This window comes from Sorangium sp. So ce836, assembly GCF_028553905.1.
Classification (GTDB): Bacteria; Myxococcota_A; Polyangia; order Polyangiales; family Polyangiaceae; genus Sorangium; species Sorangium cellulosum_D.
On the sequence record NZ_CP102233.1, the window covers coordinates 14,383,956 to 14,399,868 of the forward strand.

Annotated in this window: 11 protein-coding genes; 10 read left to right on the forward strand and 1 reads right to left on the reverse strand. The window is 71.8% G+C overall.

The window, feature by feature from the left end; all coding sequences use genetic code 11:
• Positions 1-47: 47 nt before the first annotated feature.
• The 8 genes from NQZ70_RS52515 (at position 48) to NQZ70_RS52550 (ending at position 10,999) form a co-directional block, all read left to right on the forward strand.
• Positions 48-743, forward strand: a complete 696-nt coding sequence (locus NQZ70_RS52515; RefSeq protein WP_129580954.1) for a collagen-like protein — start codon at positions 48-50, stop codon at positions 741-743.
• Positions 744-847: 104 nt separating this feature from the next.
• Positions 848-1,411: a cytochrome c maturation protein CcmE gene (locus NQZ70_RS52520; protein WP_129580955.1), complete on the forward strand. Its 564-nt coding sequence runs from the start codon at positions 848-850 to the stop codon at positions 1,409-1,411.
• Positions 1,412-1,491: 80 nt separating this feature from the next.
• Positions 1,492-2,724 carry a phosphatidylserine/phosphatidylglycerophosphate/cardiolipin synthase family protein gene (locus NQZ70_RS52525; RefSeq protein WP_129580956.1) on the forward strand — a complete coding sequence of 411 codons (1,233 nt, stop codon included), beginning with the start codon at positions 1,492-1,494 and terminating at the stop codon, positions 2,722-2,724.
• Between the two features lie 18 nt (positions 2,725-2,742).
• Positions 2,743-3,516, forward strand: a complete 774-nt coding sequence (locus NQZ70_RS52530; protein ID WP_129580957.1) for an endonuclease/exonuclease/phosphatase family protein — start codon at positions 2,743-2,745, stop codon at positions 3,514-3,516.
• 174 nt (positions 3,517-3,690) lie between these two features.
• A complete protein-coding gene (locus NQZ70_RS52535; protein ID WP_129580958.1) occupies positions 3,691-4,332 on the forward strand; it encodes an NAD(P)-dependent oxidoreductase in 642 nt (213 codons plus the stop codon).
• Between the two features lie 146 nt (positions 4,333-4,478).
• A complete protein-coding gene (locus tag NQZ70_RS52540) occupies positions 4,479-7,940 on the forward strand; it encodes a DVUA0089 family protein (protein WP_129580959.1) in 3,462 nt (1,153 codons plus the stop codon).
• Positions 7,941-8,670: 730 nt separating this feature from the next.
• A complete protein-coding gene (locus NQZ70_RS52545; RefSeq protein ID WP_129580960.1) occupies positions 8,671-9,180 on the forward strand; it encodes a hypothetical protein in 510 nt (169 codons plus the stop codon).
• Positions 9,181-9,415: 235 nt separating this feature from the next.
• Complete coding sequence (locus NQZ70_RS52550) at positions 9,416-10,999, forward strand: collagen binding domain-containing protein (protein ID WP_237244869.1); 1,584 nt, start codon at positions 9,416-9,418, stop codon at positions 10,997-10,999.
• Positions 11,000-11,137: 138 nt separating this feature from the next.
• On the opposite strand, the gene NQZ70_RS52555 is transcribed toward NQZ70_RS52550, so the two are convergent.
• Positions 11,138-12,604 (reverse strand): DUF4215 domain-containing protein, encoded by a 1,467-nt coding sequence (locus NQZ70_RS52555; protein ID WP_207217694.1) that lies wholly within the window; start codon positions 12,602-12,604, stop codon positions 11,138-11,140.
• A gap of 504 nt (positions 12,605-13,108) precedes the next feature.
• Between NQZ70_RS52555 and NQZ70_RS52560 the strand changes: the two genes are divergently transcribed.
• Entirely contained in the window at positions 13,109-14,413 is a 1,305-nt protein-coding gene (locus NQZ70_RS52560) for a YkgJ family cysteine cluster protein (protein ID WP_129580963.1), read from the forward strand.
• A gap of 94 nt (positions 14,414-14,507) precedes the next feature.
• A complete protein-coding gene (locus NQZ70_RS52565) occupies positions 14,508-15,839 on the forward strand; it encodes an aspartate kinase (protein WP_129580964.1) in 1,332 nt (443 codons plus the stop codon).
• The last annotated feature ends 74 nt before the right edge of the window (positions 15,840-15,913 follow it).

Sequence of the window (15,913 nt, forward strand, 5' to 3'; positions counted from 1 at the left end):
CACGGCGGCTGCAGCCCGGCCGGGTGGAGAAAAGCCAGGAGGCCTCCATGAACGCGTCGATTCATCGCATGCACGTAACTCTGGGCGCCGCCGCGCTCCTCGCGCTCGTCTCCGGGTGCGGCGGCCAGCGGCGGCCGGCCCAGCCGATCGGCAGGACCCCGACGTTCGAGTCCGAGGTGCCCTACGCAGCCGAGGGACAGCCGCCGGGCGAGCGGCAGGGCCAGGGCGCGCCGGGCGAGCGGCAGGGCCAGGGAGCGCCGGGCGAGCGGCAGGGCCAGGGCGCGCCGGGCGAGCGGCAGGGCCAGGGCGCGCCGGGCGAGCGGCAGGGCCAGGGAGCGCCGGGCGAGCGGCAGGGCCAGGGCGCGCCGGTCGACCACGACGAGCGCGAGCTCTGCGAGGAGATCTCCGCGTCGACGAGCGTCAGCGCGCAGGACATCCCGGGCGGCGTGCAGATCGTGCTGACGCCGGTCCCCGGCGCCACCGCGATGTCGCTCGAGCGGCTCGCTCGTCGGCTCGACGCGCACCTCGCCGCGCTCGACCAGGAGGAGCAGCCGTCGCCGCAGGAGGGTGAGGCGCGCTGCCGCCTGTTCGACATGGCCCGCGCGGGCGCGCACGGCAGGGTCGTCGAGGCGGCGGACGGGATCCGCTTGCTCTTCACGACCGACGACACCGCGAGCGTCTCGACGCTCCGCGAGCAGGCGCGCCGGTTCGTGCAGTACGCTCGCGAGGGACAAGTCCGGTAGGGCTGTCCGAACCCTCGGGGTGCCGCCGCCCGGGCGTGGGGGCGTGCAGGTGGCGCTCGACCGGTCGTGGAGCGCGGGCTAGCCTGTGCCTGAAGGGTTCCACGATGAGCAAGAAGCTGGATGAAGAGTTGGCCCAGGCGCTGTCTCTCGTAGAGCAGCAGGACACGCCCGCGGTGGTGAAGCCGGCCGCGGCGAGCCCGCCGACAAGGCGCCCGTCGCGCAGCGTCGGCCTGCTCGCGACGCTGCTCGTCATGGTCGGCGCGCTCGTCGCCCTGTTCCTCGTCGGCTTCAAGGAAGCGGCCGTCTACGCGACGCCGGTCGATCAGCTGCTCGCCTCCAAGGACAAGCTCGCCGGCCGCAAGGTCCGCGTCGAGGGAGAGCTCGTGCCCGGCACGCTGGCCAAGCGCGACACCCCCTGCGAGTACCGCTTCGAGATCCACGGCACGCAGGCGGCGCTGCCCGTGCGCTACGCCCAGTGCGTCATCCCCGACACCTTCCGCGACGTGAAGGGCGGCGGCGTCCAGGTGACCGTCGAGGGCACGCTCCAGCAGGACGGCAACTTCGAGGCGAGCCTCGTGATGGCCAAGTGCACCTCGAAGTACGATCCCAACACGCACGAGATGAAGGGCGGCGCCGCCGCCGGCGAGGGTCCGCTCTCCCTCAAGTGAGCGAGCGCGCCCGCGCGCGGCGCAGCGCCGGCGGGTCCGGTAGCGCTCGCCTTCTCCCGCGCATCCTCCACACTCCGCCGATGATCTCCCGTGACCGCCGGTTGCTGAGCCCCGTCGGCGACGGACGCAGCTCGCCCGTGCCGGGCGAGCCGCCCAGAGGCCCGGCCGGCGCAGGCGCGCCGAGGCCCGTCGGCCCCATCCTGACGGCGCAGCACGCGCTCACCCTCCTGCCGGGCATGGAGGCGGTGCTGGGCTCGATCTTCCGCGACGTCGAGCGCGCAGAGCGGCGCGTCGACATCGAGACGTACATCTACCGCGACGACCTGCTCGGGAGCGCGTTCGCGGACGTCATGGGGCGGGCCGCGGCGCGCGGCGTGCGCGCGCGGCTCCTCTACGATCCGCTCGGCTCGCACGAGACCGACGCCCCGTTCTTCGACGAGCTCCGGCGCCGCAGCATCGAGGTCCGCGCCTACCGCCCGATGTCGTCCAGCCTCGGCCGCGGCGGGCTCCTGCCGCGGGATCACTCGCGCGTCATCGTGATCGACGAGTATGCCTACACCGGCGGCGCCGCGTGGGGGGACGAGTGGCTCCCCGAGCGGCGCGGCGGCAAGGGGTGGCACGACGTCTGTATGCGCCTCGAGGGCCCCTGCGTCGAAGACTTCGCCTTCCTCTTTGAGCAGCGCTGGCGCGAGGCCGACGGCGGCTCCGAGGGGCTGCGCGACTACGCGACCGGGCGCAAGTACCCGGATCTCGAGCTCGTCGCGGACACGCCGGACGACAACGCGCGGGTCTACGGCCGCTACCGCGAGGCGATCCGGCGGGCGAGGGAGCGCGTCTGGATCGAGAACGCCTATTTCTTCCCGCCCGCCGGGATGCTCAAGGATCTCGTCGACGCGGCCACGCGCGGCGTCGACGTCCAGATCATCCTCCCCGGCGAGACGGATCTGCCCATCATCCAGCGCGCCGCGCGCGCCGAGCACGCCGCGTGGCTCGATCGGGGCTTCAAGCTCTTCGAGTACCAGCGGGACGTCATGCACTCGAAGTTCGCGCTCATCGACGACGACTGGTGCACGATAGGCACGTTCAACGCGAACCCGAGCAGCCTGAGCGCCGTCAACGAGGTGAACCTCTTCGTGTTCGATCCGGAGTTCGTCGCGCAGGTGGCGGACCTGTTCTCGAGGGACAGGGCGGGCTCGCGGCCGGTGACCCGGGGCACGCTCGCGGAGCGGTCGCTCCCGGCCAAGGCCGGGGACTGGCTCGCTCACGGGGCCTTGAGCCTCCTCGACAAGCTGGTTAAGACGTCCCCGGACTGACGCCCGAGGAGGAGGCATTTGAGCCAGGATCGCGACCTCGTCATCTTGACCCAGAACATCTGGGGGGGAGTCGCCCTCTGGGAGCGGCGCCGTGCGATGCTGGCCCGGCTCATCGGCGATCTGCGCCCTTGCATCATCGGGCTCCAGGAGGTGCACGCGCAGGGCGCGAGCGGCGACCTCGGCCAGGCCGGCGAGCTCTCGCGGCTCGTCGGCGGATACCGGGCCTGGTTCGCGCCGGGGCGGGTCGCCGCGGGCGGCGAGTGCGAGGGGGTCGCGCTGCTCTGCCGCGACGACATCGAGGTGCTCGACCACTCCGTGGAGGCGCTCACGCTCGATCGCGACGACCCGTTCGAGCGCGACAGCCAGCGCGTCGTCCTGCGCGCCGCGATCCGGCGCGCGGGCGCGGTGATCGACGTGCTCGTCACGCACCTCTCGCTGTCGAAGCGCGCGCGGGCGCGCACCGTGCGCGAGCTCGTGAGCTTCGCCGCGCGCGAGCGCGAGAAGTCGAAGAGCCTCGGCGCCGTGCTGATGGGCGACTTCAACGCGCTCCCGAGCGAGGAGGCGGTCTGTTACCTCCAGGCGAGCGCCGGAGAGGGCTCTTGGCTCGACGCCTGGTCGCAGACGCACCCCGGCGAGGCCGGCGGCACCTGGCCGGCGGGCCTCCCGCTGCGCCGCATCGACTATGTCTTCGTTCAACCGGGGGAGGGGTGGACGATCACGCGCTGCGAGCGGGCGCCGTTCTCCGGCTCGGATCACCACGGCGTGGTCGTGGGGCTGCGGCTCGGCGCCTGACCGGCGAGCACCGCTCCCCCGGATCCCCGGCGGCGCTCGACGGATGAGGCCGGCGTCCCGCCCAGGGCGGCGCGCGCGCATCGCTCCACAACGCAGAACGAGATTCGGGGGGCATGCGTAAGGTGAGTCGCGCGTATTGAACCCGCCGCGGCAGACCGGGTAGGCTGGCGGTACATGAGCAGACTGCTGATCTTGGGGGCGACTGGGGGCACGGGCGCCGCGCTGGTCCGTCAGGGCCTGGAGGCTGGCCACGAGGTCTCCGCATTCGCGCGCACGCCGGCCAGCATCCCTGTCCCGCACCACGAGCGGCTGCGCGCGCTCCGGGGCGACATCATGGATGCCGAGCAGGTGTCGCGCGCCGTGTCCGGTCACGACGCGGTCCTCTCCGCCGTCGGGTCGCGCGGCGTGGGCCCGACGCGCGTCTACTCCGAGGGCATCGCCAACGTCCTCCGCGCGATGAAGGAGCACCGCGTCCGCCGCCTGATCGCCGTCACCTCGGCGGGCATCGGCGAGGATCAGCAGAGCGCGCTGTGGTTCCGCGTCCTTTTGAAGCCGCTGCTCCGCAACCGGTATTCCGACATGCAGCGCATGGAAGAGTCCGTCCGCCAGAGCGATGTGGCCTGGACCGTCGTGCGCCCGCCCAAGCTCACGGACGGACGGCTCACCAAGGATTACCGCGCCAGCGCCGATCACCTGTCGATGGGCGGTTACTTCTTTGCTGGTCCCACCATCTCTCGCGAGGACGTCGCGCATTTCATGCTCTCCCAGATCGACAGCGACGAATACCTGCGCACGACGGTCACCGTGACGTACTGACGCTCGGCGCGCGCTGTCCCTTGACGCAACGGTGGGGCTTGGGTCTGCTGCCGGCCACGGCGCCGCGGCGAGCCTGCGGCGCTCCTGACGTGCTGGCCGCGATCGCCATGATGTCGGCGATCGCGCCGAGCTGAGGCCGAGCCCCTATGATTTTCCATCGCAGGACCGCGCTCCCGTTGCTCCTCGGTCTTGGGGCTCCGGCCCTGATCGGGTGCGAGCTGCTCGTCGCCGTCGACCGCAGCAAGATCGATGAGCCCGCGGTCGGCAGCGGCGGCGCCGGCGGCGAGGCCAGCGCCGGCGGCGAGGCCGGCAGCGGCGGCGCCGGCGGCGCGCCAGGCGGGGTGTGCGGCGACGGGGCTGTCGGGGCGCCCGCCGAGGCGTGCGACGATGGGAATCGGACGGCCGGCGACGGGTGCGATCCGGGCTGCGCGATCGAGCCCGGGTTCGCCTGCGGCGGGTCGCCGAGCGCGTGCACCGCCGGGTGCGGCGACGGCGCGCTGGGCGGCGCGGAGACGTGCGATGACGGCGGCAACGAGGACGGCGATTGCTGCTCGCGTGCCTGTCAGGTGGAGCCCGGGTGCGAGGTCGAGCCGAACGACGGCTTCGCGTCGGCCAATGATGCCTTTGCCATCGCGCCGGACGGCCGGATCCGCGCGTTCATCGATCCCGAAGGCGATGTGGACGTGTTCTCGGTGACCGTCCCCGACGGCGCGCTCGGGCGCCTCGAGGCAGCGACGCTCGACGGCCCGCTGGGCACGACGTGCAGCTCGCTCGGCGTCGATACCTACGTGACGATCGTCGACGGGAGGCTCGAGACGATCGCCGACCACGACGATATCGACGAAGGCAACTACTGCTCGCACCTCGTGCTGGAGAAGCTGAGTCCCGGCGAATACCTCGTCAGCGTGCAGATCTCCCCTGCTGCGGAGCCCGCGACCTTCGACTACACGCTCTCGCTCACGTTGGACACCTCGGTGTGCGGCGACGGCGCGCTCGAGGGCCCGGAGCTCTGCGACGACGGAAACACGGTCGGCGGCGACGGCTGCAGCGCCGCGTGCGAGCTGGACACCCCGCTCCCCGAGGTCGAGCCGAACGACACCGCGGCGGAGGCCGACCAGCGCGCCGCGCTCCGGCCGAACGCGCTCGTCTCGGGGGCGATCGCGCCGCTCGGCGACGTCGACGTCTTCGCCTTCGAGGTGCCGAGCGTCGCGGAGGTCCTGCTCGCCACGTTCAGCCCAGGGAGCCTGAGCGCGTGCGTCCAGGGGGTCGACACCTTCCTTCGACTGCTCGACGTGGACGGCGCGACGGTGCTGGCGAGCGACGACGACAGCGGCCCCGAGGCCTGCTCGCTCATCGACGCGAGCGTCGCCCCGTGGGCGACCCAGCTCCAGCCGGGCACCTACTACGTCGCCGTCGAGGAGTTCTCCAGCGACGCCACGATCCCCGGCTACAACCTGCTTGTCGTGTTCACCGCGCTCTGCGGCGACGGCGTGGTCGAGGGGGCCGAGGCGTGCGACGGCGGCGAGGGGTGCTCCCCGGAGTGCGCGCGCATCCAGGTGTGCGGCGACGGCGTGGTCGACGGCGCCGAGACGTGCGACGACGGCGACACCGAGAGCGGAGACGGCTGCAGCGCCGCGTGCGAGCTCGAGGGGACGCTCCCGGAGATCGAGCCGAACGACGCGCCGGATCAGGCGACCGCGGGGCAGGCGACCGCGGCGGGCGCGCTGTTCACCGCGTCGATCAATCCGCCGGGCGAGATCGACTATTTCGCCGTCGAGGTCCCCCGCGTGGCCGACCTCGATCTGGAGACGTTCGACACGAGCGGCCCGCGCTCGTGCCGCGATGTCGACACGGTGATGCAGCTCCTCTCGCCGGAAGGCGCCGTGATGGCGGAGGACGACGACGGCGGTGAGGACGCGTGCTCCCGCATCCAGGCCGCCATCCCCGCGCCGGGCACGTATCTCGTGCGCGTCGAGGACTACGGCAGCGGCTATATCCCCGGCTACACGCTGCGCGCGCGGACGACGGCCGTCTGCGGCGACGGCCGCGTCGAGGGCCTGGAGGAGTGCGACGGCGGCCCCGCGTGCGGGCCTGCGTGCCAGCGCATCCCGGTGTGCGGCGACGGCCTCATCGACGATCCCGAGGTCTGCGACGACGGCAATACCGACGGCGGGGACGGCTGTGACGCCGCGTGCCGGCTCGAGGGGGCGACGGCCGAGGTCGAGCCCAACTCGACCCCTGCCGAGGCCGACGAGAACGGCGCCGTGGCGCCGGGAGCGCTCGTGTCCGGCGCGATCGAGCCGGAGGGCGACGTCGATCTCTTCGCCTTGCGGCTCACCACCATCGCCGACCTCCGGCTCGAGACCTTCGACTCGAGCGGCCCCGACCGCTGCGCCGACGGTATCGACACCGCCCTCGCGCTCCTCGCGGCGGACGGCGCGACCGTGCTCGCGTCCGACGACGACGGCGGCGTGGGCGCCTGCTCGCTCATCGACTCGACGAGCGCGGGCGGCGCCGCGGCGCGCCGCCTCGCGCCGGGGACGTACTATGTCCGCGTCCGCGGCTTCCCCGAGCTGCCGGGGGCGCGCTACACGCTGCGCGTCTCGCTCGACGCCTCGTGCGGCAACGGCGTGAGGGAGGGCGCGGAGGAGTGCGACGGCGGCGCGCTCTGCGGCCCGCGCTGCGAGCGGGTCGCGGTCTGCGGCGACGGCCTCCGCGACGCGCCGGAGGGGTGCGACGACGGCAACGCCGCGGGCGGCGACGGGTGCAGCGCCGCCTGTCAGCTCGAGGCGGTGACCGCGGAGATCGAGCCGAACGACACCCCCGGAGAGGCCGTCGCGAGCGATCTCGTGATCGAGGGCGACGCGCTCGTCGCGGCGAGCCTCGGCGCGGGCGACAGGGATGTCTTTCACATGAGCTTGCCTGTCGCCTCGGTCGTGCGCCTCGAGGTCCTCGACGGCACCGCCGCGGGCTGCGAGGGGGATATCCGCACGACCCTCCGCGTGCTGGGCGCGGGGGGGGCGCTCGTCGCGACCGACGAGGGGCTCTCCGACGCCGAGTATGCGGGCGGCATCGGCGGTTGCTCGGCGCTCGTCGTGGCGCTGCCCGCCGGTGAATACGATATCGAGGCGGCGGCGCGGGACGGCGGCGCGGCGATCCCGCTCTACCTGCTCCAGGTGAAGATCCTCGAGCCCGCCGGGGCCGAGGACGAGCCGAACGGCACCCCCGCCGAGGCGAACGGGCCCATCGGCTCCGACGTCTTCATCGCCGGCGCGCGGACGACCGACGACTTCGACGTCTACGCCGTGGAGCTCCCGGAGGGCCGCTCGATCCGCGCGGAGATCGTCGAGGGCGGCGCGGAGGCGTGCGAGTCGCTCGAGATCGACAGCCGCCTCTCGCTGCTCGACGCCGAGGGCTCGCTCATCGCGGACGACGACGACGGCGGCCGTGGGCGCTGCTCGCTCCTCGACGGCACCGGCGACGCCCCGCGCCACCCCGGCGCGCACGCGCTCCCGGCGGGAACGTACTTCCTCCGCGTCCGCGCCGCGTCGGGCGCGTCGCGCTCCGCGGCCCTCTTCGATTACCGGCTGGCCGTCACGATCCGCTGACGCGCGGCCCCCCCGCGCGTCCGGGATCGCCGCGCCCACGTCCAGCCGAGACGCGGCGCGCCCGCTCCGGGCGCCGCCGGGAGGCCGGGACGAACCCGGCCCGCCGCGGCGACTCGATGTCTCGATATCCCATCATCGCGAGACTGCCGCGCTCCGTCACGCCGCGCCGCCGTGTGGCTCCGCGGTGCTCATCGGCGTCGCATGAGGGGTCGGGACCCACAAGCATCCTCGGGAGTCGAGCGCGAGCGTTCGCGCGCATTCCGCGTGTTCCTTCCTCGCGCGCCCGCGCGGGCGCTCCCGCCGCCATACGCGGCCTGGACCGCTCTTCGCAGCGCCGTCGCACAGCGCCTCTCGCGGCGCAGGTGCGTGATACTTCGGCTGGATGTGGGAGCCCATGGGGTGCGTTCGAGGCAGAGGGTATGAGAGCATAGTCGAGGAGTGCCGGTATTCTCCCTGGTTCTATCTCCGTCGCGTTTTCGAGCGGAAGAATGCCAGTCAAAAGTTCTTGCGCGAGGGCGCGGGGAGAATAGTCTCCTGTTGTTCGCGTCATGACCTCGGGGCGGGTTCCTCCGGGAGCGTGGCCATGACGGGCCGACGACAACGCGCGTCGCGCCCGCCGGGCCATGACTCCCCTGGCGCAGGCCCCGGGGCATGAATCCCTTGGGTGACGATCTGGATAGGTATCTGCATCAAACTTCACCACAGATTCGATTCCTCGGAGGTATTTCTCATGAAGAAGATTGCTCGTTGGGCGCTCGCTTTCGCGGCGGTCATGTCGGTCTCTGGCAGCGCCATGGCCGTCCGCGAGGACTGCGGCTACAGTGTGACCATCAGTAACGGTATCAGGAAGATTCCCGCCGGTGTGGCTGGCTTCGCTTTGTCCGAGCAGGTCGGCGACCTGTTCAACGACGGGTGCATCTACGCGGGCAGATGGGGGGTCACGGCGGTGCCCGGGGCCGCCACGTTCGCCAACCTCTTCATTCACCAGACGACGACGATGGGGATGCCGGACTGCGTGGCGAACTCCTATTCGTACGCGGGCGGGGCCATCAGCCTCGTGCCCGGTCCGGTGGTGAGCTACGGCATCGATTCACGGTATCAGAAGGCGCGCCTGGCCACGTGCGTCGGGATGGAGGACGACTGGAACGGCGTGATAAAGCTCGTGTGCCAGTATCATACCCCGATGTCGTTGCCCTATCCCGTCACGTTCACTCCGAGCATTAGCCCTGGCCACCCCTGAGACCGGTCTCCATCGGGCTCTGAGACGGCGCCCGGCGTTCGACCGATCGGCGTGAGCCTCCCTGCAGAAAGCCCTCAGTAACGGCCCCGGGCAGGTCGGGGAGGCGCTCGACGGTCGCGTCGTGCGGAGCGAGAGGGGGCGCCGGCATCCGCCGGCGGCCCCTCTCTCTTTCTCCGCCTCCACCGAGCGTCCGGCGCAGAGCGCTAGCCAGGTCAACTTGTCTGGAGGAACAATGATGCAACCGAGTACGTCGCAACGGACCCCCTCGCGTCGCCCCTTGTGGATCGCCGTCGGACTTCTCCTCGCCGCCCTCGCCGGCGTCTCCGTCTTCCTCGCCCTGCGTCCGAGCGGCGAGCAGACCGCCGGCGGAAAGGCGCCGGCCGCCGGGGTGGAGAAGCGCGCCCGCTATCGCAACAGGGCGCTCCTCGGCGGCGCCGCGCCCGCAGAGCGGCCGCAGGCGCGGCCCACGATCAGCGGCCATGTCTACAGCACCGACGGGAGCGTCATCGCGGGCGTGACCGTCGTCGCGTCGACCTTCGAGGTGGCCGGTAACGTGCTCTCGACGGCGGGCTCGGTGAAGAGCGACGACGGCGGGCGGTTCGAGCTCGCGCTCCCGGACGGCACCTATCAGCTGAGCGCGAGCGTCGAGGGGTACGGGACCACGGCGACCACCGCGCACCCCGGCGAGGTGGTGAGCCTCGTCCTCCCGAAGAGCGGCGTCATCGAGGGGCGCGTGCTGGACGAGCGCGGCGAGCCCGTGCGGCGCTTCGCCATCGACGTCCTGTCGGCCGTCACGGCGGAGACCCCTGCGACCCCGCCCCTGTTCTCTCGCACGTTCGAGAGCCCGGACGGCTCGTTCCGCATCGAGCAGCTGCCCTCCTGGGAGTTCATGGTCAGGGCCACGGCGGCGGAGTTCGCGCCGGCGTTCTCCCCGCTCACCCTGCTGCGCGCCGGGGACGTCGAGAAGATGGAGCTGACCCTCTCGAAGGGATGTACCCTGACCGGGCGCGCGGTGGACCCCTCCGGCGCCCCTCTGCCGGGCGTGTACGTCGACGCCGAGTCGCTGCTCGTCGCCGGCGAGATGAGCAACGTCGCCATGGAGGCCGCAGCCCAGGCGCAGACCGAGGACGACGGCTCGTTCAGCCTGCCGCACGTCCCGAAGGGCACGATCGTCGTCCGCGGCTACGACGGGAGCAACGCCGTGAGCTCGAAGGAGATCGAGGTCTCGAGCTGCGACGGCATCCCGCCGGTGAAGCTCGTGATGTCGCCCGGCGGCAGCCTCTCCGGCGTGGCGCGCGACGCCGACGGCAAGCCCATCGCCGGCGCCCGGGTCACGCTGATGCACCGGCCGATCGGCTTCGTCAACACGGTGAGCGACGCGGAGGGCCGCTTCCACTTCGAGCAGGTCCCGCCCGGCGGGATCCGCGTGATGCTGCGGCGCGGTGAGCAGGTGATGATCGCTGGCGTCGAGATCGAAGAGGGGAAGACCGTGGAGCGGGACATCGCCTTTGCGCCCCAGGGCGAAGGGGAGATCCGCGGCCGCGTCACCGTCGGCGGCAAGCCGCTCGCCGGGGTTCGCCTCATGCTGGTGACCTCGATCGGGGACGACGGCGCGCTCGTCATGTACCACCCTGTCACCGCGGAGGACGGCTCGTACCGCGCGTCCGGGCTCCCGCCCGGGCCCTATCTCGTCAACGTGGAGTCGACCAGCATCGGTGGCGGCGTGCCGGTGAAGCCGGGCCAGGTCGCGACGATGGATCTCCAGGTCGTCGACCCGCCGAGCATGAAGGGCCAGGAGGCCGCGCTCCCGCCGCAGTGACAGCGGCACCTGCTGCGCTCCCCGGCTGTCCGGAGGCCGAGCCTCCCGGACGGCCGGTTCGCGTCTCTTCCGGCGACGCGCGCCGCCCGCGGGCAGCGCCGCGACATCGAGGCGGCGGCGCCGCCGCTCGGCTCCAGGTCACTCCGCCGGCGCGATCGTCAGCGTGAACGGCCCGACGTAGCGCGGGCCGTAGGTGTCGACGAAGATGTCGATCGGCGTGTCGGCGGTCACCGCCACCGTGATCGACTCGGGGAACCCGATCTCGACCGGATCATCCGCGCACGCGAGCTCGCTCTCCCGATCCGCGCAGTCGGTCCGCGCGTAGAGGACGATATCGGCGTCGCCCTCCGGCGTGGCGGTGATCGTCACATCGCCGCTCGCCGAAGGGGTGTACCGATACACGATCTCCCCGCCGGCGCCCCCGCACGACCCCGTGAAGCCCTGCGTGCCCTCGGACGTGTCCCCCACCGCCTCCAGCTCCGTGAGCGCCACGGCGTTCGCGCACAGGACCTCCGCGTTCACCTCGCACGTGTTCTTGCACGCGTCGTCGTCCACGGTGTTGCCGTCGTCGCACTCCTCCGTGCCGACGATCTCTCCATCGCCGCAGATCTGCTCCACGAAGGTCACCTCGAGCTCGTACGTCGCGTCCGCCTCGCTCAGGGCCTCGATGTAGATGAAGTACGTTTCGCCGGCGTCGACGGGCAGCTCCACGAGGGGGTCGCCCGGCACGAACGCCTGGACGCAGCCGAGCAGCGTGGTCGCGTCGTCGCAGCTGCTCCGGACGTACCAGTCGAATACGCCCTCCGGATCGTCCGAGAACGCGGCGAACCCGACCACGCCCTTCGCCGGCGCGACGAACTGGAAGACCTTCTCCTTGAGGCCCGAGCCGGCGGCGTACGTTCCGAAGATGTCCGAGCAGATCGCGCCGAACACGTCGGTGCCGTCCTCGGTCGTGCCGGTGAACGTCCCTCCCTCGGACACGTCGGTCGCCCCCGTGCACGCCGCGGCGATGCGATCGGCGCACGCTCCCTGCACGGAGCAGTCGAGCTCCTCGCAGTCCTGCAGGGCGTCACCGTCGTCGTCCTTGCCGTTGTCGCAGGTCTCGCCCTTGGCGACGCAGAACCCGGAGTCGTCGTCGCAGGAGCCCTGGCACTGCTCGTCGGCGTCGCAGCCGCCGACGCACATCTGCCAGCCAGCCCCGTCCATGTCGACGCAGGTCTGCCCCGCTCCCCCGCAATCGGCCGCAGCTGCGCAGGACTTGAGGCAGAGCGAGTAGCTGTCCCGGGGCAGACACTCGGACCCCTCCTCGCAAGGCAGCAGCTCCTCGTCGCAGAGCGAAGAGCAGTAGCCGCCCGCCCAGCCGAACGACTCCTCGGTCAAGCAGAGCCCGCCGAGACACTCGTCGTTGGCCGTGCAGGCCTCGCCGTCCGCCTTCGCCTCCGGGGCGCCGCCGCCGCCCCCGTCGCCGCCCTGACCGCCCTCGCCCTGGCCGCCGTCGCCGCCCTGGCCGCCGTCGCCGCCGTCGCCGCCTTCGCCACCCGTGCCGGAGGTCGCCCCTTGCGGCCTCGGGTCGTCGTCGCCGCAGGCGGCAAGCGACAGGCACATCGCTGCAACCGCTGACAGGGGAAGAGCAAGTCGCATCTTGTTTCTCCTTAGTAGGGGGTACAGCGCTCGTAGCACGGAATACGCCAGTACGTGCCACATCAGGAGAAAAACACAGCAATAGCTGTAATTGTTACGTCCGCGGTGAAATGCGTTGGTATGACAATGGTCCTTACAATCGTGCAACGCTGAGAGCACGGCGTTTCAGAATCGAAACCTGGCGGGGATGTCCCCGACGCACTGCCGCAATTCTCGGCCGGTTCTAGGGATCCTCCGGATGGCATGGTCGGTGCTTCATGGGAGGCCAGCGCCGCCGGCGCGGCCTTCGCCCCCCTGAGGCCCCGGCGGCGCTGTATTTTTGTCTGTCGCCCTCCCGGCTGTCGCGTTCTGCCACGCCTGAGCGCATCGGCTCACTTCGCCCGGCAGGTCGGGGCGGGGGCGGACGGCGATGGAGGGCGCGGCCGGATCGGGCGCGGATCGCCGTCGCGTTGTATCGTCGGCCGCCCCATGGCGACGAAGACGAAGCACGCCTCTCCGGCGAAGAAGCTCCCGAAGCTTCCGGCGGAGAAGCTCTCCTCTCCCCCGGATCAGAAGTTCGCGTGCCGCGACTGCCCTGCTCGCTGCTGCCGGCTGCCCTGGAACATCCGCTTCGGCAGCGACGAGGCCAAGCGGTACCTCGAGGAGCCGTGGGTGCGGGAGCGAGCCGGGGAGGAGGGGGCGCTCGTCATCGCGCGCGGCGTCCTGCCCATGCGGGAGAAGGACCGCCGGCTCCAGTGCGTCTTCCTCGACGACGACCTGCTCTGCAGCATGCAGAAGCGGTTTGGCCACGAGTACATCCCCAGGTCGTGCCAGGCGTTCCCGTTCGGGTTCGTCCGCGACGAGAAGGACGTCGTCGTCGCGCAGCTGTCCCATCTCTGCCCGTCGATCCGCGACAACTACGGCGAGCCCGTGGATCGACAGCTCAAGGACAAGCTCCAGCAGCGGGGCGACACCGAGCGGATGTCGAAGGCGCTCGCCACGCTGGGCGGCGTCATCCTCGCCCAGCCGCAGTACCTGCGCGCGGTGGCGCGCTGGGACGCCGAGCTCGCGACCGACGCCTCGCCGGCGGCGATCCTGGCGCGGCTCTACGACTGGACGACCGCCTTCGAGCGCGCCCTCCCCCCGGGCGCCGAGCGCGCCGCGGACGTCTCGATCGACGCCGCCCTCGCGCTCGCCGGCGCCGAGGCGCCCGCGCCGCTCGAGCCCCGCAAGAAGCCCTCGTTCTACGCCCGGGTGCTGTTCGCCTATCTCCTCGGCAACCTCTGTTATCCGTCGCGGGTCCGGGAGGCCCACCGCGTCGGAGAGGCCTCGTGGACGGAGCTCCACGCGCTGCGCAGCTTCGGCAACAAGGCCGCCTGGATGCTCGGCCGCGGCACCGTCGATATGCTGTTCATCCCCAGGCCGTTCAAGCTCCAGCGGGTGAGGACGGTCGACCGCTTCCTCGCCGGCGACGAGGGGACCCTCGTCAAGGACTACCTGCGCCTCGTGCTCCAGCGCCGGCACATCTTCTCGGCGCCCCGGCACCTCCTGGCCGCGGTCCTCGACCTGTCGCTCGCCACCGTCATCATCTCTCGCTTCGCCCGCTGCCGCGCCGCGGCGGACGGCCGCGTCAAGGTCTCCCCGGAGGACGTGCGCGAGGGCATCAGCGTGGCTGAGCTCGTCCTCCTGAGCCACGCGGCCCTGTCGGAGCAGGGCAAGCTCATGAAGAACCTCCGCTGGCTCCTCCTCACGAAGCGCGAGAGCTTCCGGGCCCTGCTGGCGACCGAGGCGTAGCCCGGCGCGTCAGACGTCGGCGGGGCTCGCCTAACCGGCGGTCCTGACTATCCTTTTGCGCCCACCGGGCCGGCAGGCCCATGGAGGCACGCGCATGATCGTCATGAAGTTCGGCGGCAGCTCGGTCGAGAGCCGCGCGCAGATCGAGAAGGTCCTTCACATCGTCCGGGCGCGTCTGGACCGCCGCCCCGTCGTCGTGAGCTCCGCCCACAAGGGCATGACCGACGCGCTGATCAACGCCGCCAAGCTCGCCGCCACCGGGAAGTACGACCCCTCCGTCCCCGTGGGCAAGCAGCGCGCCGTCGCCGAGGCGCTCGGCTGCGCGCCCGAGCTCCTCGCCCCCTTCTACGAGGAGATCGCGGATCTCCTGCGCGGCATCAGCCTCGTCAAGGAGCTCAGCCCGAGGAGCCTCGACTACATCGCGAGCTTCGGCGAGCGCATGGCCGTGCGCTGCATCGCGGACTTCTTCGCGCGGAGCGGCGTCCAGGCCCGCGCTTACGACGTCTGGGACCTCGGCTTCATCACCGACTCGAGCTTCGGCCGCGCGCGCCCGCTTCCCGGCTTCGACGCCCGCGTGAAGGCCATGTTCGCCGAGCGCGTCCCCGAGGGCGTCGTCCCGATCGTCACCGGCTTCGTCGGCCGCAACGAGGCCGGCGAGATCACGACCGTCGGCCGCAACGGGAGCGACCTCACGGCCACGCTGCTCGCCGCGGGCCTCGGCGCCGAGGAGGCGCAGATCTGGAGCGACACCGACGGCGTGATGACCGCCGACCCGAGCGTCGTGAAGACGGCCCGGAACATCCCCACGATGCGCTTCGACGAGGCCGCCGAGCTCGCGTTCTTCGGCTCCCGCGTCCTGCACCCCTCCACGCTCCTGCCCGCCATGGAGAAGGGCATCCCGGTGCGGGTGCTCAACACGAACCGGCCGGATCACCCCGGCACGGTCATCGACTTCAACACCGACGCCGGGTCCCCGGCCGTGACCAGCATCGCGTACCGCGAGCGGCAGGTCGTGCTCAAGATCAGCTCGACCCGGATGTTCGGCGAGGTCGGCTTCCTCGCGCAGGTCCTCGCCGCGCTGGCCCGGCACGAGGTCGTGATCGACGTGATCACCACGTCCGAGGTGTCGGTCTCGATGACCACCGACGACCTCGGGAAGCTCAGCCGCGCGCTGCCCGAGCTCGAGGGGTTCGGCGCCTGCGAGGTGCTGCCCAACCGGACGACGCTCGTCGTCGTCGGCAAGGGCCTGCCCAAGCAGAAGGGCGTCGCCGCGCAGGTGCTCGAGGCGATGGCCGAGGCCGGCGTCAACGTGGAGATGCTGAGCTACGCCATGGGCAGCATCAACCTGTCGATGGTCATCGAGGACGCGAGCGTCGCGGCCGCGGTCGGGGTGCTGCACCGCTCCCTCTTCGAGAAGGCGCGGTGACGGCTCACCCCGGCTGGCCGCGGGCCGCGTGACACCGGCCGCCGGCCGCGTGACAGGACGTTGACAGGCGTGAC